This window comes from Streptomyces sp. NPDC059499 (genome assembly GCF_042749285.1).
In the GTDB taxonomy this organism is placed as follows: domain Bacteria; phylum Actinomycetota; class Actinomycetes; order Streptomycetales; family Streptomycetaceae; genus Streptomyces.
The window spans coordinates 441,061-463,461 of the sequence record NZ_JBHYTT010000004.1; the positions used below are offsets into that span (position 1 = coordinate 441,061).

Genomic DNA, 22,401 nt, shown 5'->3' on the forward strand with positions numbered 1-22,401 from the left:
GGTGGCGGCTGACGTCGTAACAGAACGCGCCCCGCGGTACGACCGAGCCATACGCAAGGAGCATGCTTCCCAGTGACCGTCAATGTCGACCTGCCCGACCACCTACGAGCTCGCTGCACCGAGCTCGGCGACGGTGTCCTGTACGCGGTCAAGACCCTGGCCCGGCAGTTGGCCGACGATCCGCGCCTGGGCGAGCGTGTCGGCCGGCTCGGCCTGTACGCGGCGACGATCGACAGTGACGCCTTTGATGCATGCCCACCCCTGATCGTGCGCTACGCCTATGGTCCGCCCCTGCTGGCCATGGACCGGATCGAGATCCGAGACATCGAGGCGACCGGGCCACTCCCCGACGCCGGCGACGAGCGGGCCCCCGCGGCCGCACCGGATCCCCGCGTGCAGCAGCTCGCCGCGCGACAGGTGACCGCGGCATGGCGGCGGATCACCAGCTGGCTTGAGCAGCACGCGCTCGCCTCCTGCGCGGCGCTGCTGCCCGGTGCGTCCACGTACGAGATCGCCGCGCTGGAGCAGGCACTTGGGGTGCGTGTGCCCGTGGAGCTACGGGCGTTGTGGCTGCTGTGCGCGGGGGCCAAGGACACTCCAGGAGCGGGTGTCATTCCCGAACACGGCTGGGCGTTGATGCCGCTGGGCACGGTGGCAACGTCCTACCAGTGGCAGAGGGACAACCAGCGGCAACTGGGGCTCGGGTGGAGCGCCGAACACGAGATGGTGTGGAAGCCGTCATGGATTCCGCTCTGCTCATGGTCGGTGACCGACACCAGCTATGGCCTGTTCGTCGACGCCGAGACGGGCAAGGTCGGGCACTGGGACGACACGTGCGTGCGCACTGTCGGGGACCAGACGTTGAGCATGCTGCTGGAGGAGACGGCCGACAAGTTGGAGAATCCGCAGGCGGCGACCGGCTACCTACCAGGACTGATCGGCGACAGGTTGGTGTGGGGGCCGCCGCTCGCCGCGGATGAGGCTGCCCTGTGGAAGCGGTTCACTGGCCGACGTACAGGCACGCGGAAGGGGGTGGACCCGTGACGATCTGTCCACCCCAGTCAGGATTTGTTGCCAAGTGCTGTCCTTGGCCCACCGCCGGAAGCGATGGAAGACCGTCATCCAGGGCAAGGGCTATGACTACGGCCGCCTTCGTCGGCGGCTCCACCGTCCCACGAACGCAAGGCCGATACCACCTCCTCGCCTCGCTGGGACGCGGCCCACATGAGCTACCGTCGACCTAGTTGCCCCCGGCCCAACTACGGGCCACAGGTTGGCTGCACCTTCTGTGTGCTGCCTGCGGGTGATCGGACAATCCCCGGGCAACCAGTGCTGCTCGCGCAGAAGACTGATGCCCGGCACCCGGTGGTGGCGTTGACCGACCGTACTCCGTTGGGTCGCAAGGCTCACGATCAACTTGCTCCATCGGGACTGCCCTGCACCGAGTAGGGAGGGCGACCTCCGCCGGAGCGCCCCCTTTCCCACATTGGCGGGGACTGTCAACTGCACTGCTAGCGTGACCAGTTGAATGAGGGGTGGAACCTGCGGTGGTATCGAATACGTTTCACATCGGTGGGGACCTGGGCGTTCGACGGCTCGGCTTTGGGGCCATGCACCTGCCGACCGAGCCCGCCTCGGGACGCGCGATGTCTGTCGCAGTAGCCCGGCGGGCCGTCGAACTCGGCGTCACCCTGATGGACACCGCGCACATGTACGGCGGGGGAGCGAATGAGGAGCTCCTCGCCGAGGCCCTGCACCCTTACCCGGACGGGCTGCTCATCACCACGAAAGTCGGCGTCGCCCGGTCGCCCGAGTCGGGCGAGTGGAGGCTGGACGGCCGACCGGCCACTCTGCGCGCACAAGTCGAACAGGGCCTGCGCCGACTGCGCGTCGAACGGATCGAGCTGCTGCAACTGCACCGCATCGATCCGGAAACACCTCTCGCCGACCAGCTCGGCACGCTACGAGAGCTGCAGACCGAGGGGAAGATCGGGCGGATCGGGCTGTCCGAGGTCACCACTGCCGAACTCGACCGGGCTCTGGAGATCATCGAAGTCTCAAGCGTCCAGAACCGCTACAACCTGCTCGACCGCGAGCACGAGTCCGTGCTCGCGGCTTGTGAGGCGGCGGGGATCGCCTTTCTGCCCTGGCGGACCGTCGCGTGGGGAGCGTCGGGCCAGAGGGCCGAAATTGCCGCAGTGGCAGCCGAGACCGGCGGCACCCCCACACAGGTCGCCCTCGCTTGGCTTCTCGGGCACTCTCCGGTCATTCTCCCGATCCCGGGTACCGCCCGCATCGACCACCTGGAGGAGAATCTTGCGGCGGCAGACCTCAACCTGACGTCAGATCAGCGATACCGCCTCAACCGGCTTTCGGAGAAGCCCGATCGCACTGCTGGGCCTTGAGTCTCCGTTCCACGGGCACCACGAGCCGGCGAATGCGTCACTGAACATCTCGGACTCCGCAGCGCAGGCCCGGCTGGTCCGCAGCCGACCCCCGTCCCGCACGCATGGCAGGCCGACTACGTCCTGCGCGAGGTTGCTTCCGATCCGCGGGTCTTGCTGCGGTCCCCGCCTGATCGCGGCCTGGTGACGACCCAGCAGGTCGTCGGCACCGGCACCTCCAGACCGATGGGTCCAGGGGATCTGCGGGCCCTCCTTTCTCATTTACTTGCCCCACCAGGTATCTTGCATCGCATGGAACCAGGTGATTCGGCCAGGCAGGCCAGGGCAGCCGCCCAGCTACGCAAGGGAGTCCTGGAGTACTGCGTACTCGCCCTGATGCGGGACCGCCCCCGCTACGGCGTCGAACTCCTCCACGCCCTGCAGAACTCCGGTGCCCTGGCCACCAGTCAGGGCACGGTCTACCCGCTGCTCTCCCGGCTACGCCGTGACGACCTAGTCACCACCACCTGGCAGGAGTCCGCCTCCGGACCACCCCGCCGCTACTACGCGCTCACTGACAGCGGCCGGGCCGCACTCGACGAGTTCACCCGCGTCTGGCCCGGCTTCCGCGACGCCGTCGACGCCTTCCTGACCACCTCGCACCCCTCCACCGGAGACACCGAATGAAGACCTCTGCCGATCCCGTACGCGACTACCTCTCCGCCGTCGAGCGCGAGACCTCCGCGCTCCCCGCCGAACGTCGCCAGGAACTCCTCGCCGACCTCGCCGAACACATCGAGGTGACACGCGCCGAACGCCCGGATACCTCCGTCGGAGAGGTCCTGGCGGAGCTGGGGGACCCCCGCACGATCGCGGCGACCGCGCTGGCCGAGTCGGGGAACGCGGCCGCCGGGACCACGGGCGGAGACGGTTCCGGTGCACCCACCCGACGGGGCAAGGTGCACCCCCTGGTCCCGCTCCTGATGCTCACTCTCTCGCTGCCCTTCATGATGGTCTTCCCCGACCTTCCCGGGCCGGTGATCGGCGTCCTGTTCCGCATCACCGGCGCGGTACTTCTCTGCACCTCGGTGCACTGGGCCGCCGTCCAGAAGACCACCGGCGTACTGCTTGCAGCCGTCCTGCCGAGTGCCGTCATAGTCACGTGGAACCTGTCCAGCGGCGGCCCGTCGGGCGACGGCCCGGCCCTCCTTGCCAACCTGGCGACACTGGTTCTGCTGGCCGGCACGGCAGCATGGCTCTGGCGGGTCCGTCGCGCCTGAGACGTTGCTTCCGGTCTGAGGACTTGTCAGGAGGCTTTGGTTTGCGAGGCAGTGACGGAGCGTGGCCGTTCTGCAGGTGCTGTGGCGGGCCACGAGGGTGAGGACCTACGCCAACTGAGTTACGGCACCGCGAGGGCGCTCCCCGCACAGTGGGCGGGGAGCCACCTCTCCGTCTACGGTACGTCCCTGCAGCAAGCTTCCTCAGTCACCTGCCGTCAGCGGATTTTTACCAGGTGTCAGAAGCCGTTGTCCTATCGGCCTTGAGTGCGGTGTGATCGAAAGCGACTGCCGGATCGGATGAATCTGCTCGTGTCCGCGCATGAGGACAGGACCTCAGGTGCAGTTCGGCGTTGCTGGGCCACCGAGCACGACGAACCGCTCCCGGACCAACTCCCGCGCTACGCAGCTCGGCAAGAAGCAGGTCGGTTTCCTGACGCGTCCCCGCAACGCGCCTCCGGCGCCCGATTCCGCTCCTCCAGCAAACCGACCGTCCCCATATCGAGGTGCGCGATATCCGGTCGCAGGCGCACAATGCGAGCCCAGCCCCGGGGCGCGGTTCCACGGGTGGACACGACGTGCGGCGCGGACGACAACCGCAGCGCGCCCAGAGGAGCTCCGACGCATGTCACGCAGCGAAGACGCCGACTGTCAGAACAGTCCCGTCGGCCACGGAAACGGGGCGCGCCCTGATACGAGCCCCGCGAAGCTCCACTCCTTCGTCCTCTGCAAGTACGACGAGGCCAGACGCCGCGGTGACATCGACGACTGGACCGACCGTTCCGACATCGGCGCGTCCTTCGACGGGCACATCCTGACGGCTGAGGAGTATCAACGGACCGAGGACCGCTACATTGCGGCTGCCGACGTCCTCGCGAAAGCGGCCGGCGCCTCGCACTTCACCCTGCGAAACGTCTTCCTGCACAGCCCTCCGCCGGCCTGGCTCGGTGAGGTGTACGAGGGCCGAATCCTCGACAAGACCTCAGCCCTGCGGATGCTCAGAGGGCACATGTCCGGAGGCACTCCCGCTGCCTGGTTCGAGAGCGAGAAGATGTGCATGATGATGGGCTTCGACTTCTACATGCACGTACAGATCCCTGAGCGAGCCCTCCCGTCTCTCGACGAAATCGAGGAGATGGGCCTTTTCGTCCTGGAATACCAGGAGCAGGACGAAGACGAGGAAGCGCACGTCGCGCGGCACGCCGACGACGCCTTCTGGACAGAGGTGGCCGAGGGGCTGGCCGTCAGGTCGTCCGCACAGCAGCAGGAAGCCCGGACGCTTGTCGTGGAGCGCTGGGCCGACGGAATGCTCGGTCGCCGGTTGTGGCTGGTGGCAGCCGACGACCTCTCTTCGGTGGCCGCATCGGTGAAACGTCAGGCCCTGATCTCCGCCTTCATCGATCCGGAGATCCACGCGACCTCTCGAGGCGAGGTCGCGCGTGCCGTGGAGGCCGCACGACGGGCCCATTCGGACGATGACGACGCAGACGTGGTGATCTTCCCGCTGCCCGGCGACAGGGAACTCCGCACCGTCACCGTGAGATGGGATGACCCCTTGCCGTACGACGGTGCCCTACCCCCAGGACAGGAGTTCGGGCTCTTCCTGTGGCCGGCAGAGGACGCGGTGTGCCTCGAGGCGGTCGTGCCTGGAGACGACGGTTGTGTCACCGCCCGTTGGGTGGCATCTTCGATGTCGTGATGCTGCCGCCCGCAGGACCTTCACCCTTTGCCGAGCGGCGCGTTCACGCTCCTTCAGCAACCCCATCACCGACGGCATCCCGGCACCCTCACACCCCACAGACAACACACAGGTCGCGGCGGCCCGGGAATTCTTGATCCAGTTGGTGGTGCGCTCGACCTCCCGCTAAGGCAAGCGGGCCTACGTTTACCACGGCACAGTCACCGCGTTACCGCAGCAGCGATCCGCCTTTGGTTCCGTCCCTGATCCGTGCAGCAGGAGAACCAGAGGTTTCCATCAGGGCAGACTCGCTCAAAGCGCGCCGAGTGCCGCCTCGAATGCTTCCGCCGTGGGGATCACGACAAGGGCCCTCCACTGAAGGTCCGCTGGAAGATGAAGGCGATCGTTTTCATGGAAGATCAGCGGGTCTCCGTCCTGGGGCACGATCGAGGCCCCGAGGGCCGCCGCCAGCCGGACAATCACGCCGCTCATCGCGCCACGTGCGAAGTGCGTCGCCGTCACACATGACATGCCCTCTTCGCCACGAATCGCGTGGTAGAGATCCGCCTCGCCCCCGTCTTCCGCGCGAAGCTGGGAGAAGTCTTCCTCCTGGCTGCCCTCGACCACGTACGGCGCTGTCGCCTGCCGGAACCGTTCAATGTCCAGGGCGACGACCTCACCCTCCACAAACCGGAGCAGGTAGATGCTGTAACTCATGATCGCACTCTGCCATCATCATGATCCGCCCGGTCAGGCCCAAGAGCCTCTCTCCTTGGATCCCTGCCCCGTTGGGTGAGGGTTGGTTACTCTGCTGCGATGGCCAAGAAGACAGAGTCGGAGCTGGTGGTTGACCTGCGGGGGCGGTCGATCGAGACGCTCGATGGCTTCTGGGACGCCGTCGCCGAGCCCTGTGGACTGCCGGAGTGGTTCGGCCGGAACATCGAGGCCTGGCGGGACACCATTCAGTCCCGAGGCATCTCCGAAGTCATCGACAGCTACGACGTCCTGGTGGTTCACGTGGAGAAGCAAGGAGTCTTCGCTGATCGGAACCGTGAGGCCCGGGCCCTGCGAAGCACGTTTGCGGGGCGGCAGTCGCGACTGGTCGTGCACGAGCCGTCCTGATCGCCGCGTGTGGCCGTTCCTCCCGACTCAGCGGCGGGCCCAGATCAAGATGGCCGCCAGATGCAGGGCCGCCCTGTAGGCCAGGGCAAGCTTGTCGGTGCGCATCGCCAAACCTCGCCATTGTTCCAGGGCGGTTGATGTGCCACTCGACGGCGTTGCGCTGTTTGTATGCCTCAGCATCGAAACCCGGTGGACGGCCTCTGAGGGTTCGGACCGACCGGGAGCTCCCCTTTCCTGGCACCGGCAGCTTGCTGGTGAGCCCGTCAGACGGGGGAGTCCACGGAGACGGTCCAGTCCACCTCGTCATCGGCGTCCGCTGCGGCAAGGACGACGCCGAAGATCCGTTCCCAAGCGCCGTCGACAGCCCATCTGATCAGGTGCTCGTGAGCGGTCTGAAATGACCCGAGCTCCTCGGACAGATCGCGCCAGGGCGAGCACATTCGGTACTTTCACGCGATGGCGTCAAGGGTCCGATGGTGGTCGGCCCACCGCCGTCCACGGACCGGATCGGCCGGCATATGCGGCTCGATCCGGGACCACATGCATCACTGATCACCAACCGGACCGATCAACTGACCGACCCATCAAAGAGACACGATCTAGTCACCGGTCGTGCCGTCGAGCATTTCGCGCAGGATGTCCAGGTGTCCGTTGTGACGGGCTGTCTCCTCGGTGAGGTGGTGGAGGATCCAGCACAGATCGACGTGGAGGCCGTTGCGGACAGCTCGCTCGGCCTTGGTGCCCAGGCTGTTCCCGGCGACCAGTTCACGGTAGCGGGAACTCTGTTCGGCGTATTCGTCGAGCAACTGCGTGAGCGGGAACTCGACGGCGATACGCATCTCGCGGTCGGGGTCCTCCTCGGTCCAGGGGCCCCGGTCCTCCTCGCCGAGGAAGACCACCTGGAACCAGTAGTACTCGACCCAGCGGAGATGGTTGATCACTCCGCTCATGGTCATCAGCGGTGAGCCCGGCAGGACCGCCCTGTGGGCGTTCTCGGCGGAGACGCCGTCGCACTTGGCGCGCGCGGTGTCACGTGTGTAGTCAAGGAACGTGGTGAGCTGGGTGCGCTCGTCCCACGCAGGCGGTGTGTCGTCGATTCTGGTCATCGCGCGAAGCGTCTCCGATCACCACGATCGATGTCGAGGTATTTATCGCCGGGCTCAATCGGTTCCACCCAGCTCCTGGTCCGGCGGGTCGACACAGCGATTCAACGTCGCGATGGGCCCGGCACGATCCGCCGCACGGGCCCTAGTCGCCGAGGATCCGCTCCCACAGCAGCCCGTCCCGCCAGCTTCCATCGAGGAAGATCGAGGAGTGCGCGACGCCGTATGGACTGAATCCATTGCGGCGCAGCACCCGCTGCGACGGCAGATTCTCCAGATTGGTGGACGCCTCGGCGCGGTGCAACCCGAGTTCGTCCGTCATCACCTGGAGTACAAGTCCGACGGCGTGTCCGGCGTGCCCTTGATTCTGGGCGATGCCGGCGATCCAGTATCCGACGGATCCGCGGCGCAGGTGCGGCTGCGGGAGGATGCCTCCGACCGTGACCTGCCCGATCACCTGGTCGTCGGCGAGCACCACACCCGGCCAGATCGTACCGGCCCGGTATCCGGCCAGCAGGTTGTCGATGCGCTTTGCCTGGCCCTCCGGGGTGAAGAAGTCGGCCGATTGGGTCGGTTCCCACGGTCGGAAGGCCTCGAAGTCCCGCACTCGATGCGCAGCGATCGGAGCGGCGTCCGTGGGCTCGATCAGGCGGATCCTGGTGCTGCTGCCCATGGACTGATCCTTGTCGCGTTACGTCGGATGTGACAGTCAGCCTATGCGAGGCTGTTCGCTCCGCGCCCGCTGGGTGATCGAGTGGTTCTTCGCTTGGTGATTCTCCAACTCGCTTGAAGCATCGTCTCTTGTGACTCCGTATCTCATGAGACGCCCTGGGGCAGTAGTTCCGCCATCACGGCGAGCGGCAACGACGGGTTGGCTGCCGCCGCTTCGGCCACCTGACCGTCCCGGTCGGTCAGCAGCTCGGCGACAACCAGAGGCGGAAGTGCCGGATGACCGGCGGCTATCGGCTTCGCCTGATGGTCCGCCAAGCAGGCGACCAGCGCCGGTGCCGTCGCGTTGGGGTGCCGTGCGATCTCGCGGAATGCCTTCTGTACCGGTGGTTCGTGTCGGGTCAGGTACTCCAGCAGGGCCGGAGTCGCGTCCGGGTTGGCCGCCACTTTGGCGATGACCCGGACTCCGTGCCGGACGACCATGGCGCGCAGCTGCGATTCGAGGAGGCCGGGGTGCGGAGCAACGGACTTGACCACTTTCGCGTCGGGGTCGGTGGCCAGCGAATCGCGGATCTCGGCTGGCAGGTCCCGTCGTTGGGCCACGAGCATTCGCGCGGCCGGGTTCGGCGACTGAGCCAGCTCCCTGACCTCGGTGGGCGAGGCGGACGCGATCCGCGGCAGCAGGGTGGAGCCGACGGTGGTCATGCCTGCAAGCCGGGTCAGCACGTCGAGCGGTACGTGTGGGTTGTGCGCGAGCTGTCGCCGCACGGTGTGGTCATCGTCGTCGGCCAGGGCGCGGATCAGGTCGTCGCCGATCGAGGGATTCGCGGCGAGGTCGGCGCGGACACCGGGAACGGGATCTACGGCGATCCGTGCGTACACTTCTGGGGGCAGGCCGGGGCGGGCGGCAAGTGCCCAGCGCAGGAGCATCGAAGGATGGTCGGCGAAGCCGACGACGGCTTTCACGGGCGTGGCCGGGTTCTGCAGTGCCGCATGCAGCAAGTTGTGCACGGTGGATTCGTGCGAGCCGTCGCAGGAGGCGCCCGGCAGCAGATCGCAGTCCAGCCGTGAGCATTGCGGATCATGTACGAACGGCGGATCTTCGCGGTCGCAGACCAGGCACTGCTGCGCGGGAGGCAGCCCCTTGCCGCTGATGAGCGCCGCCAGTACGGCGGGGGGCGTCGCCTCATTGGCCGCCACAGCGCGGCGGACCTCGGCATGCGGATGTCCCGCAAGCCTGGCGGTCACATCAGGCGTGGTCCACAGCGCGAACTCCGCGACGACGCGCACGTCCGAGTCCGTGGCGAGCATCTCCACCACATCGGGCGGGAGGTCGGGGCAGGCGGCCAGCTTCTCCCGATGCCCGACAACGGGATCGGCCGCAAGGAGACGAGCCCATTCCGGTCCACCGGCGCCCTCTTCGAGCAGGGCGAGGGCGGCGCGAGGCTGTGCCGCGGGATCAACGTCGGCGGCGGTCAGCCTGCCCTCGTACGCAAGCCGCACAGCACTCTCTTCGACGGCCGAGGCCAGCGCGACCGCCTGCGCGGGGCTGAGGTCCGGGCGACCGGCGAGGTCCGCGGCGATATCGGCGTCCGCGACCGCGATCAGCCGGTCGACCAGCTCGGACGGCAGAGCCGCATTGGCAGCGAGCCCGCACAGGACATGGTTCACAGAAGGCATGATGCATGGACCTTGACCGGAGGGCTCGTGGATTTCGAGGCCAGCAGGCGGCCGGCAGCGCTCAGTGACGGTCACCGACCACCCTGCAGGGGCCTTGTTTGCAGTGGCCGCGGCCCTGGCTGTGAAGCGGACGGAAAATGACTTGAAAGACCGCCCGCGCTACCGACAACATCCGCCCATGACTACGACGACCACCGCTGCCATGCTCCTGATCTCCACCGCCCGAGCGGTGCGAGCTCAGCAGCAGCCTGGCCGACTGCGAGGGCCTGTGCTCCCGCACTCGTGAGCGCCGTTCTGGTCGCGGGGCTCCTTGCCGGCTTCGGCATCGCCATGCCGGTGGGAGCGGTCGGGACATACCTGGTGGCCCTGACAGCCCGTACGTCTCCCAAGATCGGTGCGTTCGCCGCTCTGGGAGTCGCAACCGCTGACGGCCTCTATGCGTTGATCGCCGTGGCCGGGGGCTCCACCATCGCTCCCCTCGTCGAGCCGGTCATGCTTCCCCTGCAGTGGGCCTCTGCCTCGGTCCTCATGGTGCTGGCACTCTGGGGCGGCGCCACGGGCATCCGCCAGTACCGGAAACGGCAGATGGCGACCCGAACAGGAACGACGCCCCTCACTCCCGTGCGTGCCTACGCGGCGTTGCTGGCGATCACGATGATGAACCCCATGACCGTGATCTACTTCGCGGCGCTCGTGCTCGGCAGCGATATCGCGGTGGATGCCCACCACATGGAAAAGGCGGTATTCGTCCTCGCCGCGTTCGTGGCCTCCACCAGCTGGCAACTGTTGCTCGTCGGCGGCGGAGCACTGCTGGGCCGAACGTTGACCGGCAGCCGCGGGCGACTCATCACCGCTTTGCTCTCGAGCGGCCTGATCACCGCACTCGCCGCTCACCTCTTCATCTCGGCGTCCTGAGACGCTTCGACTGCTGAGAAGACCTCTCAGTGGCCTGCTGCACCGCTTCGCTTCCAGGTGAGGAAACGAGTCGCGCTCCGTGAGGCGGTCCGCTGGTTTCCCCCCGAGCGCAGCGGGATACGCGACGCGACGGCGAGGGCAGCCGGGTACGGCGATCGAGGGCGCACGGACCGACCGCCTGGGCGTACTGCTCGACCAGTTCGACCAAGCCCGGGAGACGGCTCAGGTAAGGCCGGCAGGCCGCGGCGAGGAGGAGCACCTGTGGGAATCCGTGCCCGGTTGCTGGTCGGTCCGGCGCCGGGGCGAGACGGCGACACCCAGGGCGTACGGGCCGGGGTAGCGGGTGCTCGACCAAGGCGCCCCCCGCCACACGACTCCCGGGTACGACGGACGCGCCAAGAAGGTCTTCAGCTGTTCCCGGCCGTCGGTACGGCAGACGGATCGCCCCCGCTACCCGGCTCTGCTCGGCTCGCCGTCACCCCGCGCCGAAGCCACGTCGTCGGCAGCCAGGGAGTGGATGCGCGGTATGGGCGAAGAGAGCAGCCAGAGCAACGACAGGGCTCCGCCGACGGCCCCGACGAGCAGCGCCGTCCGCAGGTCGAAGACAGTGGCGAGCAGGCCGCCGACGATGGCCCCGGCAGGGCGTAAGCCGTAGTTGAGCGTGCTGTACGCACCTGCCACGCGGCTGCGCATGCCGTCGGGGATCACGCTGGTCTGCAGGGAGTTGAGATTCACGTCGAAGAGCATGACGCCGACTCCGGAGAGGAACTTCGCTGCGGCCAGCGCTCCGGCACACACCCAGAGCGGGCCGCCCGCGCACGCCGCGATGGCGATGGGCGCCGGGAACAGCACCGCTCCCACCACGATGCTGCGGCCCACACCGATACGGCGCGAGACCCGCGGGGCTATCACGGCACCGAGGAGAGCGCCGGTTGAGCCGATGCCCATCGCCAGGCCGATGACTCCGGCGGACAGGCCGAGCACACGGCTGGCGAACAGGACCATCAGCCCGCTGCCCGCAACAAAGGTGAAGAAGTTGACGGTTGCTGCACAACCGAGCCCCGCACGCAGTACCGGGTGCCGCCCGACGAAGGCCAGCCCTTCCCTGGCACGCCGGAGCAATGAAGGAACCGCGGTCTCGTCGGTGTCGGCGCGAAGTTCAGCGAGCGGGATCCGCCCGATCAGGAACGCGGATGCCAGATACGACAGGGCATCGACGACGACAGCGACGGGAGCGGTCAACGCCTGCACGAGACCGCCGCCCACCGCCGGCCCGACCACGTACGACACCGACCGGCTGGTACTGAGCTTGCTGTTGGCCTCGACGTAGGACGAGCGAGGCACGAGCTGAACGAAGAAGGGCGGATAGGCGGTGCTGAACAACACGGCTGCCGCGCCGGTCAGCAACGCCACCGCGTACAGCTGACCGAGGCTCACGGCATCGAGCAGGTACGCGACGGGCAGGCTGAGCAGCACCGCACCGCGCACCAGATCGGCGAGAACCATCAGACGTCGTTTGTGGACGCGTCGGTCGACCCAGGCCCCCAGGAGGATGCCGAGAAGGTTCGGCGTCCAGATGAGCGCGGTCAGCCATGCCACCTGGTTGGCCGAGGCGCCGAGCGCCGTCACCGCGACCAACGGCAGTGCCAGTTCGGTGATCCGGTCACCGAACTCCGATATCGACTGTCCCGCCCAGAACCGGCGGAAGCGCGGGTTGCGCCACAGGGATGTCGGAGCGTCCGTCGCCGGGGCGCTCACGGGCGACCGTCCGTCCGCCCCTCGTCCTGCTCCGGCAGTGCGTAGCGCATCAGCCGGACGCCGCGGCTTCCCGCCGGACGCTCGGCAGGGTCGCGTGTCACGTAAGGCGCGAGCACCCGCTCGATCCCGTCCTGAATCGCCGCGAGTTCCTCCGCCGAAACGACCACACGGGTGTTGGCAAGTCCACCGGCCCGCCGCCAGGAGGGCTCCAGGCCGGGCTCGACCTCGGCCAGCCATCTGTCCGGCAGATCCCCGTAGCGCACGAACATCTCCCGGGTCAGGACCTGCGCGGCCGACCTGCCGTCCTCGTCCTCCGGCGCCTCGAAGCGGAAACCACGGGCTGCCGCCTCCCACCGCCGTTGCCGACGGTCCGCCCCGGCTTCGGCATCACGGACCAGTCCAAAACCCGCCAGGTGCCGCAGATGCCAACTGGTCACCGAGGGAGTTGCTCCCACCTCGGGCGCGAGTTGCGTTGCCGTCGCCGGCCCGTGCCGTAGCAGACGATCGAGGATCGCCAGCCTCACAGGATGCGCCAACGCCCGCATCGCCTGCGGATCGGTGATCTCGATATCGCCCAGCCGGTTCCTGGAGTCCATGATGTGAGAGTCTCCTCTCACATTATGTGAGAGTCAACTCTCATATCTGGGTGTACTCAGGTGGAGTGTGTTTCGTGGCTGGCAGGTCTCGCTGCGGAGTAGTGCTCCCGGCCCGCGCCCACTGTTCGGGCCGAGTTGGGGCCTTCCACCGCCCAAGGCAGGCGCCCGGACAGCGGCCATGACCCCCGCGAGGGCCGGTGCCTCCCCGGCTCGGCCTGCGGTGCCCTGGAGGGCGAGGGGCGGATCTGTCCGTCGCAGGCGAGTGTGGAGCTCCGGCTGGACAGGTCTGCTGAGCCGTCGAACAGCGACACCCTCACAGCCGTACCCGGAACTCACAGGGTGAGCAGCGTGTGCTCGTGCCTCTCCCCACCGGGTGCTGTGCAGGACGTGCCGAGAGACCGTTGAGGCGGCCCGGCCGAGGACTCGTCGTGCTGCTGCTCCTGGAAGCGTTCCGTGCGCCCACCTACGGGAACTGCTTTTCCTCGCGGCCGATGTCGTCGATCGGGCCGAGGATCGTCCAGCCGGGCCCGAGGGGGCGGGTGGAGCGGAAGCCGTGGGCGTCCGCGTACTCCTCGGCATCCTCAGCGGTTTCCTCGGGGGCGCGCATGATCGTGTAGCGCGGGGGGTCCTCGTGGTAGAAGCGGTAGAACGTGCGGCCCTCGTCCTTGGGCTGGTAGAGGATCACGCTGACGCCCCAGAGGGCGTCGTACACCTTCTGGTCGCGCGGGGGCGTCGTCGTGCACGTGTCGGAGGGGCGGCCGGGCTCGCGGACGCAGGTCCGGTACCGGCTCCAGTCGATGCGTTCGGCGCGGGGGTGTTCCGCGATCAGCTTCCGCATCCGGGCGTCGGCCCGGGCGAAGGCGTCCTCGCGGCGGTCGTACTCCTGCTGCAGCCGGTTGAAGCGCTGCTCGTCGAAGCCGCTGCCGAAGTGGGCCTCCAGGCCCGCGAAGACGGCGACCCGCCAGGCCAGGTACCCGGCCGTCACGACGAGCAGCGTGACGACCAGGACCCGGCCCGGCGAGCGCCTGTGGGGCATCAGGTCGGCGAGGTCAGAACGTGCCGCTGATGGGGATCTCGATGTCCGCCTGCGCGATCGGCGGGGGGTACTTCCCGTCGAACCGGTCATAGTGCTGGAGCGTAAACCAGTCGATGAAGCCGTACTCCCTGATCTCGTCGTCCGGGTCGAGACCGAAGTGGTCGTAGGAGTGGAAGACGAGCTTGCCGGAGAAGGAGTTGCCCTCGACCTTGTAGTCCTTCAGCGCGATCGTGTGACCGTGGAACTGGTGGATCGCGATGGAGAGGGCGCGCTGGTTGGCGTCCCAGAGCGAGAAGTCGTACACCGGGTACTTCACGTCCTGGCGGAGGAACTCCTGGAAGAGGATGTTCTGGGAGAGGTCCTCCTGGACCTTGAGCTGATCGGTGCGGCCCTCGTTGTCGATGAGGGACTGCTTGATGATCTGGCCGGCCTTGTCGGTGTACGCCTTCTCCTGCGGTGAGGCGCCGACGGCGCGGGAGAGGGCCGTGCCGGAGCCGCGGTAGAGGAAGCGGCCGGGGTCGAAGTTGTCGTCGACGGTGACCGCGCCCGCGCTCTGGCCGTCGCGGCCGTAGCGGAAGGCGTTGCGGAGGTCGTCGACGGACTGGGCGTAGTCGGCGTCGGCGCCGAGCTTGCCGAAGTTCATGATGTCGTTGAACTCGGCCCACATCCAGGACTCGGGCGTGATGCGGGCGACCCAGAACTCCAAGCCGAGGTCGGTGAGTTCGTCGAAGTTGTAGTCGTTGAACGTGAGGTCGTCGGCGACGCGTGCGTCGGCCGGGACGGGCGGGTGCTGAGGGTCGGGGGCTTTGCGGCGGCCCTCGCGGAAGGACGACTGGTGGATCAGCATGTCGGTCGGGGGCGGGTCGCCCGGGTCACCCGGGTCTCCGCCGTCGCCGGGGTCGTCGGAGAGGATTCGCTTGCCAGGGGCCTTGGGGCCTGCCTTGTCGAAGGCGTGGCTGTCGAGGACGACGTACTTGGCGGAGCCGTCGGCCGTGGCGGTGGCGGTGATCGTGCTGCCGCTGCGCTGCTGGCCCGACTGCTTGACGAGGTGGCGGGCCTTCTCGTCGTAGCGGTAGAGGGCCGGTGCGGTGCCCTCCGTACGGTCGGGGTCGAGGCGGAAGGTGAGCCTTGCGGCGCCGTCCGCGGGGGCGGAGACCTGGAAGCCGTTGCCGAGGTAGCCCGGAGTGGACTCCGGGAACTCCCGCTGCATGGCAGGGAGCCTGGTGATCTGGAAGGTGCCGACCTGCTGGGCGCGCAGGCCTTTGAGCCTGGCCTCGGCGGCGGTGGCGCCGCCGTCCGCGCGGCGGGTCACGTCGAAGGCGGAGTTCTTGGCGCGGGGGGAGGCGTTGAGCCTCGTCTCCTCGCCGTCCTGGACGCCGTCGCCGTCGGTGTCGGCCTTGGTGGGCTCCGTGCGGAGCTTCAGCTCGCGGGCGTCCGCGAGGCCGTCCTGGTCGGTGTCGGCGCGCGTGGGCGTGGTGCGGAGCTTGAGCTCGCGCGCAGTCGTGAGGCCGTCCTTGTCGGGGTCCTCGGCGCCGTCCTTGATGCCGTCGCCGTCGGTGTCGGCCTTGAGCGGGGTGCTGAAGCGGTAGCCGAGCTCGGCGAAGTCGGAGAGGCCGTCGCCGTCGGTGTCCTCGGACTTGGGGTCGAGCTTGGCGCGCACCTCCAGGTCGTCGGGGAGGCGGTCGCCGTCGGTGTCCTCCGTCGGCGAGATGCCGTGCTTGGCGAAGGACGCCCAGGTCGGGGTATCGGCAGTGGCGCCGGGCTCGGCGCAGTACCAGACGGTTTCGGTCCTGCCCGGCTGGAGGGTGTTCGTGGGGCCGACGCCCTGGAGCGTCGTGCGCGCGTCCTGAGGGGCGGCGAGCTTCGCGGCGGAGGTGTCCGTGATGCGGTCAGAGAGCTCGAAGGTCAGCGACCATTTGGAGACGGGGTGATCGGAGACGTTCTCGAGCTGGAGCCGGGCGATGTACGAGCCCTCCGTCGCTCTGCCGCGGAGGGCGGCCGGGACCTGGCTCCACGCCGCGTCGCCGGGGGCGACCTGGCGGTAGGAGACGTCGACCGTGTTGTCGCTGTAGAGCGTCGCCCCTTCGGTGGCCGCGCCGTCGCCGGGGGTTCCCGCGGCGGCGGGCACGGCCGTGCCGAGGAGCAGGAGTAAGGCCGCGCCGAGGGGCACGGCGGCGCTTCTGTTCATGGGGCCTCCCATGTCTGAAGCCATGTCTGAAGACATGTCTGTTGTCTCGAAGCCGCCGTTGTGTCACGGCAGTTCGGAATCGAACGGGGAAGCTAGCAGACGTGGGGGATGGTTCCCAAGGTGGTGGAGGCGAAATTGAGACGTTTGGGAGTGGTAAGCCCTGTTCCGCTTGTGTCCCTGCTCTGCCTGGGCACCGGCTTTGCGACCAAGGAGGAGCTCGCGGCCAACGGAGGCTACGTGCTTTTCCCGAGCAATCCGACTTTCGAGTCCCACAACGTGATCCCCTCCGGTGGCGTGGTCACGCGGGCCGCGGTGGTCAGCGTCGTCATCACCCTGGTCGGCACGGTGCTCAGCCTGTTCTGCACGGTGGCCCTGGCGTACAGCCCTGTCCTCCCGAAGCTGCCGTGAAGTGACAAGTAGTTCTCTGGAGCAAAGCGGGGTGGGCTTGACCGCCATGAATGGTCACCGGCCGGTGGATGACCGTCCCAGCGCGGTCTGCGCATCGATTGCCGCGAGCACGATGTCAGCCAGTTCCTTGGCGGACTGTCCACCACCCGCGTCGATGCGAGCCAGGCCAAGCCTGTCGATGGCCTCGATCATCAGTGTCTGGTAGCGCTCCGTGCGGGCCAGGAACTTGTCCATCAGGACCCGTTCCTCGTCTGCGGCTGCTTCATAGCAGCCCGCAGCGTGAACGCGGGCGCGTACTTGGGTGTCGTCGGTGGTGAGCCACGCGGCGGTCGTGTGCGGGACCTGTAGCCGTGCGACGCGGACGGGCCAGAGTGCCGACCCCTCCAGGACCAGTCCCGTACTGCCTCGGTCGCCGGCCGCACGGGCCGTGATCAGCTCTTCGATGCGGGGCCAGAGCCGTTCGTAGTGGTCGAACACAGACGTGATGAGTTCGTTCACCGTTAGTGATCCGTAGTGCTCAGCAACGTGCGCCGGCACCTCCCACTCCGAGGTTCTCCAGGGTCGCCCAGGGTGCCGGGCCATCGCGTCAGTACTCAGGCACTCGAAGCCGAGTTTTTTCGCCACCACTTGGGCGATGGTCGACTTTCCGACGTTCGACGTCCCGCCGATCAGAACCACTCGTACATCACGCACACCGGCGACCCTACTGATCCCTCTGGGACGGTGCCTGCAGTCAGCCAGGCAAAGGTGCGCTCGACAACCCACCGGGTCTTTCCCAGGCCGAGCCATGGGCGACTCGACGTACGATGCGGCTTTCGATCGGTTTGGGCGTGCCCCTTGGGGCACAGAGTGGCGGGCACATGACTACCAGGTACGCCATCGAGCGCTACCGCAAGGGTGAGGATCGCCCCGACGGGGAAACGGACGTGACCGCCGTCGACAGTCGGTCCCTGGCGGAGCTCTTCGGCTGTTCCCTTGACCAGTTCGCCGACGTCTACGCGGTCGAACCGAAGCACGCCGAAGCGCTGGCCACCTTGACGGGGCTGGGTTTCGACCTCAGCGGGTACGACTACTTCCTGTCCATCACCGCCGATTAGAGCTTGTCGTACCTGGTGAGGCGGCGGCAGCCATGGCTGCCGCCGCCTGCACCGGTTGCGGGCATGGCCTGCCCGCTCGGGGATGGTGTGGGCGATTCCGTGCCGCCTGAGCCAGGTGCGGATCGCCCTCGACCTGTGCGATCCCGTTGAGGACCTTGCGGTCGTCCCTTCTACGTGGCCGCCGCGAAAGCGTTGACCCCTGTGAGGCCGGCCGACAGCGCCCACAGGCGCGCGGCCTGCTCGGGGTCGGTCGCGTGTGCGTGCACACCGCCCTCCGAGCCGCCGCCGGCCGGCTCGGCCACATCGCAGTCCTCGCAGTACACGCCGCCCAGGCCGGCGAGCTGGGGGGAGGTCGCCGCCCACACCTGCGTCGCCGCGCCCTGCTCGGGCGTCTTGAAGGTGGGATCGGTCGGGTTGCCACTCTCGTCGATCCAGCCCGCCTCGACCATCTCCGACTTGGCGAGATGGCGCTGCAGCGGGGTGAGGATGCTGCCCGGATGCACCGCGAACGCCCTGACTCCGGAGTCCCGGCCGAGCGCATCGAGATGTACGGCGAACAGCACGTTCGCCGCCTTCGCCTGCCCGTACGCCTGCCACCTGTCGTAACCGCGCTCGAACTGCACGTCGTCCCAGCGCACTCCGGTGATTCCGTGGGCGCCGGAGGACATGGCGATGACGCGCGCGCCACCGCGCGCGATCGCCGGCCAGAGATGGTTGACCAGCGCGTAGTGACCCAGGTGGTTGGTGGCGAACTGCGCTTCCCACCCCGGGCCGACACGCGTTTCGGGGCAGGCCATGATCCCGGCGTTGTTGATCACGATGTCGAGCTCGCGACCGGAGGCCAGGAACCGTTCGGCGAATCCGCGGACGCTGTCGAGGTCGGACAGGTCGAGGTCGTCGGTCTCGACGCCGTCGATGCCCTTGACCGCCTCCTCGGCGGCCGCCCGTCGCCGAGCGGGGACGATGACGCGGGCTCCGGCACCCGCCAGGGCGCGGGTGGTCTCCAGACCGAGTCCCGAGTAGCCACCGGTGACGATCGCGGTGCTGCCGGACAGGTCGACCCCGCTCAGTACGTCGTCCGTGGTGCTCCGGGCACCGAAGCCCGATCCGATCTTGTGCTGAGGTGTCGTCATGGCCGTGACGCTAGGTGCTGGAGAGCACTCCAAGTCAAGGGCCGGTGACGAACAGCCATGTCGGGCGGATCCGGGGGCCGTCTACTCCGCAAGCCGGCCGAGCAGATCCCAGGTACGGCGGCGGTCGGTGTCCCCGGCGATGTCCGTCCCTGAGAACACCACTTCCGTGGCCCCCGCGTCCCGATAGCGTCGCACCTCGTCGGCCACGGTGCGCTCGTCGCCGATCACCGCCACGTCGGCAGCCCGTTTGCCGCCGGAGAGCTCGATGGCCCGCGCATACGACGGGAACTGCTCGTAGAACGCCAGCTGTTCCGCTGCCTTTGCGCGTACGGCGTCGGCGTCATCGGTGACCACGCCGTACACCAGAGCCACAATTCTCGGCGCAGGGCGGCCCGCCGCCTCCGCCGCCGCGGTCACGGCCGGCACGATGTGCTCGGACAGGGCGCGGGGTCCGGCGAGGTAGGGGAGGATCCCGTCCGCCAACTGCCCACTGACACGCAGTGCTTGAGGCCCCATCGCGGCGACGAGGATCGGCACACCGGCTTCGGCCCCTGGTACGCGTGCCGGGAACGGTGTGGTCGCGGTGAGCAGTTCACCGTGGAAGTCGGCGTTTCCGGTTTCGGTCAACTGCCGCAGAGCGGTGAGGAACTCCCGCAAGCGAGCAATGGGCCGCTCGTAGGGAATGCCGAAACCCGTCTCGGTCAGAAGCTTGGTGCCGAGTGCCAGCCCGAGGTGATACCGGCCGTGGGTCGCCGCCTGCGCGGTCTGGGCCTGGCTGGAGACGAGCAACGGATGGCGGCCGAAGACGGGGATCGCGGACGTGCCCACCTGGAGGGCCGGTACTTCACGCCCGACGATCGCCGCGAGCTGCGGCGAATCGGCGCCGAAGGTCTGCCCGAACCACGCGGAGCGGAGCCCCGCGGCCGCCGCTTCGGCGGCAAGCCGCACGGTGGCATCGATCTGGTTGCCGGGGCCGGATGCTTGGAGTGCTACTCCTACAGTCATGTCAGTTCGAACCAGAAGCCGCCGGACACGCATTCCGGTTCCTGTGTGACAACTTCTTGTCCGCAGTGTGTACGCGAACCTCCGCCGCATTTCCCGCGCTCGACGCGGCCTGTGTTCGCGCTCGTCGGCGCAGTGTGCCCACTCGGTCAGCAGTCGGCGTGCTCCCTGCGGCGACGGCGCTGCCCAGTGCGCGTTCCGCCCGGACCGGCTCAGGCCTGCCTCTCCGCGGACTGATCCTCGCAAGAGTCCGCCCGCGTCAGAGATCCTGAGCCGCTCACCCCACCCTCACCCTCACTCTCACCCGAGAGCGTTGATCGCCGCACGCACCGGACCTTGCTGCCCAAGAAAGTCGGTGTTGTCCGCCCACTGGTCCACGCTCCCGGACAGGGGCAGGCCCCGCAGAACCTGGTCGGTGATCGTCCGTTCCAGAGCCTGCGCGAAGCGTTCTGCGTGCAGCACCTGGAACGGGCGGCTGTGGTACCGCCGCCGTGTCGGGTCCACGTACTCGGTGAGCCCCGCGTCGTTCTGCAGAGCGGCCACGAGCTCGTACGCGTCACAGAGGTGCTGCTCACGCGCCGCGTACTCCGTTGCCGTCACCGCGCCGCGCAGCGACGGCATCAGGGCCTCGGCGACCGGCAGCCGACCGAACGCACTCCCCAGCCACTTGCTGTAGGGCGCGTACGTTCGTCCGAGGAGCAGACACAATCGCATCAGGTCACGCACGAGCCGCCCGGTGACCACGGCCGATCCGAGATCGTCCCCCACCTCGGCGCAGCGTCCGACGAACGCTTCCTCCTGGGAGATCCGCTGCCACTGGCACGCCAACTGGTACCGCCACACCTCATCGGGGTACCAGGCCAGCTTCCGCCGCGCCGCCGTGAGCGTGCCGAGCCCGTCGTGGAACACCGCGCCCCCGGTGACCTCGGCGAGCCGCTGCTGCGGCATCGCCAGCCAGTCACCCACCGTCGGTTCGCCGGACACCGAACCGGGGCCGAGCCGACCGGCCAGCCACGTGCTGACGTCGTTCACCGCGACGCGGTGGTTCACCGGGCCGTCCGTGCGCTCCATGAGACCCACCGGGTCGGCCGGGTCGACATGACGGAAGTGGGTCGGCCAGCCCCGCACGTCCTTCGGCAGCCTTTCCCGCAGGAGTTCGTGCAGGTCGGCTCCGTACTCGGCAGTCTCCTTCGGCGCGAGGAAGAGATCCAGGCGCGGGCCCCAGTCGTGATCCGCCGACCGTGCGGTATCGAATCCGAGCACCTCGGATCCGGCACCGACCCTCGCGGCGGCGTACTGAAGTCCTGGATACACCTCATCGAGAATCGGCCGCACCGCCTCCTCGTAGAGGATCCGCGACAGCTCGAGACCGGGCAGGAACTCGGGAACGGGAGTCGTCATGCGATCACTCTGCGAGGGAAGGACCACGAATGCCACCGGGTATCGCCATCCGCTCCTCCCGTGATCGGAACCGCGCCGGGGTGCGCTGCCCCCGGTATGGGCATCGGGCGCGGCGGGGGAGCGGCGAGAACCTCCCAGCGCCGCAATACACCCGCTCCTGATCGAGGGCCACGGTCCCGACCCCGCCGCTGCGCGACCGGATCCGCGAACCATGGGTTTCCGCCGGACGGGCCGACTGCCCGCCACCGGCCGGGGCGTCGGCAGAAATTCCCTACCGTGGCAGCCGGAAAGGGCGGAGACTCGTCCCATGGCTGACATGGGATCGTTCCGGGAGGCGGTCACCGCGTGGGCGGCCGGTGGTACCGGCGACCCCGCGCGCGAACTCGCCACGGAACTGGGCGTCCGGGCAGCCGTCCTGCTCGAAGGGCCGAGCGACGTCGCGGCGGTCAGCGCTCTGGCTGCGAGCCGCGGCCGGAACCTGGCGGCCGAAGGAGTCTGCGTACTGTCGATGGGCGGTGCGATGAGCGTTGGGCGTTTCGCACACATCCTCGGGCCACCGGGCCTGGGCCTCCGCCTCACCGGACTGTGTGACGAGGCCGAGGCCCGCTACTACGCGCGGGGCTTGGAGCGAGCCGGTGCGGCACATGAAGGGTTCTTCGTCTGCGCGGCGGATCTGGAGGACGAGCTCATCCGCGCACTGGGTGTCGGACGGGTGGAGGAACTCGTCCGGGAGGAGGGCGACCTGCGCGCCCTGCAGACCTTTCTGCACCAGCCCGCACAGCAGGGCCGCACCTCGCAGCAGCAGTTCCGGCGCTTCCTCGGCACGAAGAAGGGACGCAAGATCCGTTACGGCCACGTCCTCGTCGAGGCCCTCGAGCCCGACCGCGTACCCGCACCACTCGACGACCTGCTCGCCGGTCTCTGACCAACTCGGCGTTTGGACGCTTCCGCCGT

The 22,401-nt window shown here is 68.2% G+C and carries 22 protein-coding genes and 2 pseudogenes; 11 read left to right on the forward strand and 13 right to left on the reverse strand.

Annotation, left to right across the window (positions count from 1 at the left end):
• Positions 1–72: 72 nt before the first annotated feature.
• From ACFW9O_RS13730 to ACFW9O_RS13750, 5 genes are all read left to right on the forward strand, one after another.
• Complete coding sequence (locus tag ACFW9O_RS13730; RefSeq protein ID WP_384608695.1) at positions 73–1,044, forward strand: SMI1/KNR4 family protein; 972 nt, start codon at positions 73–75, stop codon at positions 1,042–1,044.
• A 503-nt stretch (positions 1,045–1,547) separates the two neighbouring features.
• Positions 1,548–2,405: an aldo/keto reductase gene (locus ACFW9O_RS13735; protein WP_384608929.1), complete on the forward strand. Its 858-nt coding sequence runs from the start codon at positions 1,548–1,550 to the stop codon at positions 2,403–2,405.
• A 291-nt stretch (positions 2,406–2,696) separates the two neighbouring features.
• Positions 2,697–3,071, forward strand: coding sequence for a PadR family transcriptional regulator (locus tag ACFW9O_RS13740; protein WP_351180029.1), 375 nt, complete (start codon positions 2,697–2,699; stop codon positions 3,069–3,071).
• Positions 3,068–3,664, forward strand: coding sequence for an HAAS signaling domain-containing protein (locus tag ACFW9O_RS13745; protein ID WP_384608698.1), 597 nt, complete (start codon positions 3,068–3,070; stop codon positions 3,662–3,664). The genes ACFW9O_RS13740 and ACFW9O_RS13745 overlap by 4 nt, the downstream gene beginning before the upstream one ends.
• A gap of 622 nt (positions 3,665–4,286) precedes the next feature.
• Entirely contained in the window at positions 4,287–5,360 is a 1,074-nt protein-coding gene (locus ACFW9O_RS13750) for a hypothetical protein (RefSeq protein WP_384608701.1), read from the forward strand.
• A gap of 291 nt (positions 5,361–5,651) precedes the next feature.
• Here the strand turns inward: ACFW9O_RS13750 and ACFW9O_RS13755 are convergent, their stop codons facing one another.
• Positions 5,652–6,056 (reverse strand): hypothetical protein, encoded by a 405-nt coding sequence (locus ACFW9O_RS13755; protein ID WP_384608703.1) that lies wholly within the window; start codon positions 6,054–6,056, stop codon positions 5,652–5,654.
• Between the two features lie 99 nt (positions 6,057–6,155).
• Here ACFW9O_RS13755 and ACFW9O_RS13760 point away from each other — a divergent pair, with 99 nt between their 5' ends.
• Positions 6,156–6,461 carry a barstar family protein gene (locus tag ACFW9O_RS13760; RefSeq protein ID WP_384608706.1) on the forward strand — a complete coding sequence of 102 codons (306 nt, stop codon included), beginning with the start codon at positions 6,156–6,158 and terminating at the stop codon, positions 6,459–6,461.
• Between the two features lie 27 nt (positions 6,462–6,488).
• Here the strand turns inward: ACFW9O_RS13760 and ACFW9O_RS13765 are convergent.
• The 4 genes and pseudogenes from ACFW9O_RS13765 to ACFW9O_RS13780 form a co-directional block, all read right to left on the reverse strand.
• Positions 6,489–7,020, reverse strand: a pseudogene (locus ACFW9O_RS13765) (transposase).
• Positions 7,021–7,060: 40 nt separating this feature from the next.
• The gene (locus ACFW9O_RS13770) at positions 7,061–7,567 is read right to left on the reverse strand and encodes a DinB family protein (protein ID WP_384608709.1); all 507 of its coding nucleotides are present in this window, start codon (positions 7,565–7,567) and stop codon (positions 7,061–7,063) included.
• Positions 7,568–7,709: 142 nt separating this feature from the next.
• Positions 7,710–8,237, reverse strand: coding sequence for a GNAT family N-acetyltransferase (locus tag ACFW9O_RS13775; protein ID WP_384608711.1), 528 nt, complete (start codon positions 8,235–8,237; stop codon positions 7,710–7,712).
• A 143-nt stretch (positions 8,238–8,380) separates the two neighbouring features.
• The gene (locus ACFW9O_RS13780) at positions 8,381–9,904 is read right to left on the reverse strand and encodes a hypothetical protein (RefSeq protein ID WP_384608932.1); all 1,524 of its coding nucleotides are present in this window, start codon (positions 9,902–9,904) and stop codon (positions 8,381–8,383) included.
• Positions 9,905–10,195: 291 nt separating this feature from the next.
• Between ACFW9O_RS13780 and ACFW9O_RS13785 the strand changes: the two genes are divergently transcribed.
• Together ACFW9O_RS13785 and ACFW9O_RS13790 are read left to right on the forward strand one after the other, a co-directional pair.
• A complete protein-coding gene (locus ACFW9O_RS13785) occupies positions 10,196–10,828 on the forward strand; it encodes a LysE family transporter (RefSeq protein WP_384608714.1) in 633 nt (210 codons plus the stop codon).
• A 154-nt stretch (positions 10,829–10,982) separates the two neighbouring features.
• Positions 10,983–11,165, forward strand: a pseudogene (locus tag ACFW9O_RS13790) (DinB family protein); the annotation flags it as partial.
• A 113-nt stretch (positions 11,166–11,278) separates the two neighbouring features.
• Here ACFW9O_RS13790 and ACFW9O_RS13795 read toward each other — a convergent pair.
• From ACFW9O_RS13795 to ACFW9O_RS13810, 4 genes are all read right to left on the reverse strand, one after another.
• A complete protein-coding gene (locus ACFW9O_RS13795) occupies positions 11,279–12,586 on the reverse strand; it encodes an MFS transporter (RefSeq protein WP_384608716.1) in 1,308 nt (435 codons plus the stop codon).
• Entirely contained in the window at positions 12,583–13,182 is a 600-nt protein-coding gene (locus ACFW9O_RS13800; protein WP_384608717.1) for an ArsR/SmtB family transcription factor, read from the reverse strand. The genes ACFW9O_RS13795 and ACFW9O_RS13800 overlap by 4 nt, the downstream gene beginning before the upstream one ends.
• A gap of 463 nt (positions 13,183–13,645) precedes the next feature.
• Positions 13,646–14,218 (reverse strand): hypothetical protein, encoded by a 573-nt coding sequence (locus ACFW9O_RS13805; RefSeq protein ID WP_384608720.1) that lies wholly within the window; start codon positions 14,216–14,218, stop codon positions 13,646–13,648.
• A gap of 13 nt (positions 14,219–14,231) precedes the next feature.
• The gene (locus ACFW9O_RS13810) at positions 14,232–16,406 is read right to left on the reverse strand and encodes a DUF3289 family protein (RefSeq protein ID WP_384608723.1); all 2,175 of its coding nucleotides are present in this window, start codon (positions 16,404–16,406) and stop codon (positions 14,232–14,234) included.
• 120 nt (positions 16,407–16,526) lie between these two features.
• On the opposite strand from ACFW9O_RS13810, the gene ACFW9O_RS13815 reads away from it, so the two are divergent.
• Positions 16,527–16,814, forward strand: coding sequence for a hypothetical protein (locus tag ACFW9O_RS13815; RefSeq protein ID WP_384608726.1), 288 nt, complete (start codon positions 16,527–16,529; stop codon positions 16,812–16,814).
• Positions 16,815–16,868: 54 nt separating this feature from the next.
• Here ACFW9O_RS13815 and ACFW9O_RS13820 read toward each other — a convergent pair whose 3' ends face one another.
• A complete protein-coding gene (locus ACFW9O_RS13820; protein WP_384608729.1) occupies positions 16,869–17,507 on the reverse strand; it encodes a hypothetical protein in 639 nt (212 codons plus the stop codon).
• Positions 17,508–17,674: 167 nt separating this feature from the next.
• Here ACFW9O_RS13820 and ACFW9O_RS13825 point away from each other — a divergent pair, with 167 nt between their 5' ends.
• Positions 17,675–17,911 carry a hypothetical protein gene (locus ACFW9O_RS13825; RefSeq protein ID WP_384608730.1) on the forward strand — a complete coding sequence of 79 codons (237 nt, stop codon included), beginning with the start codon at positions 17,675–17,677 and terminating at the stop codon, positions 17,909–17,911.
• A gap of 170 nt (positions 17,912–18,081) precedes the next feature.
• On the opposite strand, the gene ACFW9O_RS13830 is transcribed toward ACFW9O_RS13825, so the two are convergent.
• The 3 genes from ACFW9O_RS13830 to ACFW9O_RS13840 form a co-directional block, all read right to left on the reverse strand.
• Complete coding sequence (locus ACFW9O_RS13830) at positions 18,082–19,044, reverse strand: SDR family NAD(P)-dependent oxidoreductase (RefSeq protein ID WP_384608733.1); 963 nt, start codon at positions 19,042–19,044, stop codon at positions 18,082–18,084.
• Between the two features lie 81 nt (positions 19,045–19,125).
• Positions 19,126–20,049, reverse strand: coding sequence for an LLM class F420-dependent oxidoreductase (locus ACFW9O_RS13835; protein WP_384608736.1), 924 nt, complete (start codon positions 20,047–20,049; stop codon positions 19,126–19,128).
• A 297-nt stretch (positions 20,050–20,346) separates the two neighbouring features.
• A complete protein-coding gene (locus ACFW9O_RS13840) occupies positions 20,347–21,447 on the reverse strand; it encodes a DUF4037 domain-containing protein (protein ID WP_384608739.1) in 1,101 nt (366 codons plus the stop codon).
• 307 nt (positions 21,448–21,754) lie between these two features.
• Between ACFW9O_RS13840 and ACFW9O_RS13845 the strand changes: the two genes are divergently transcribed.
• Complete coding sequence (locus tag ACFW9O_RS13845) at positions 21,755–22,372, forward strand: TOPRIM nucleotidyl transferase/hydrolase domain-containing protein (RefSeq protein WP_384608740.1); 618 nt, start codon at positions 21,755–21,757, stop codon at positions 22,370–22,372.
• Positions 22,373–22,401: the final 29 nt, after the last annotated feature.

What these genes read in the sequence shown, in the direction of transcription:
- ACFW9O_RS13740 (WP_351180029.1), top strand. Translation starts at nt 2,697, where the DNA reads ATGGAACCAGGTGATTCGGCCAGGCAGGCCAGGGCAGCCGCCCAGCTA.
- ACFW9O_RS13745 (WP_384608698.1), top strand. Translation starts at nt 3,068, where the DNA reads ATGAAGACCTCTGCCGATCCCGTACGCGACTACCTCTCCGCCGTCGAG.
- ACFW9O_RS13750 (WP_384608701.1), top strand. Translation starts at nt 4,287, where the DNA reads ATGTCACGCAGCGAAGACGCCGACTGTCAGAACAGTCCCGTCGGCCAC.
- ACFW9O_RS13755 (WP_384608703.1), bottom strand. Translation starts at nt 6,056, where the DNA reads ATGAGTTACAGCATCTACCTGCTCCGGTTTGTGGAGGGTGAGGTCGTC.
- ACFW9O_RS13760 (WP_384608706.1), top strand. Translation starts at nt 6,156, where the DNA reads ATGGCCAAGAAGACAGAGTCGGAGCTGGTGGTTGACCTGCGGGGGCGG.
- ACFW9O_RS13770 (WP_384608709.1), bottom strand. Translation starts at nt 7,567, where the DNA reads ATGACCAGAATCGACGACACACCGCCTGCGTGGGACGAGCGCACCCAG.
- ACFW9O_RS13775 (WP_384608711.1), bottom strand. Translation starts at nt 8,237, where the DNA reads ATGGGCAGCAGCACCAGGATCCGCCTGATCGAGCCCACGGACGCCGCT.
- ACFW9O_RS13800 (WP_384608717.1), bottom strand. Translation starts at nt 13,182, where the DNA reads ATGGACTCCAGGAACCGGCTGGGCGATATCGAGATCACCGATCCGCAG.
- ACFW9O_RS13805 (WP_384608720.1), bottom strand. Translation starts at nt 14,218, where the DNA reads ATGCCCCACAGGCGCTCGCCGGGCCGGGTCCTGGTCGTCACGCTGCTC.
- ACFW9O_RS13810 (WP_384608723.1), bottom strand. Translation starts at nt 16,406, where the DNA reads ATGAACAGAAGCGCCGCCGTGCCCCTCGGCGCGGCCTTACTCCTGCTC.
- ACFW9O_RS13825 (WP_384608730.1), top strand. Translation starts at nt 17,675, where the DNA reads ATGACTACCAGGTACGCCATCGAGCGCTACCGCAAGGGTGAGGATCGC.
- ACFW9O_RS13830 (WP_384608733.1), bottom strand. Translation starts at nt 19,044, where the DNA reads ATGACGACACCTCAGCACAAGATCGGATCGGGCTTCGGTGCCCGGAGC.
- ACFW9O_RS13835 (WP_384608736.1), bottom strand. Translation starts at nt 20,049, where the DNA reads ATGACTGTAGGAGTAGCACTCCAAGCATCCGGCCCCGGCAACCAGATC.
- ACFW9O_RS13840 (WP_384608739.1), bottom strand. Translation starts at nt 21,447, where the DNA reads ATGACGACTCCCGTTCCCGAGTTCCTGCCCGGTCTCGAGCTGTCGCGG.
- ACFW9O_RS13845 (WP_384608740.1), top strand. Translation starts at nt 21,755, where the DNA reads ATGGCTGACATGGGATCGTTCCGGGAGGCGGTCACCGCGTGGGCGGCC.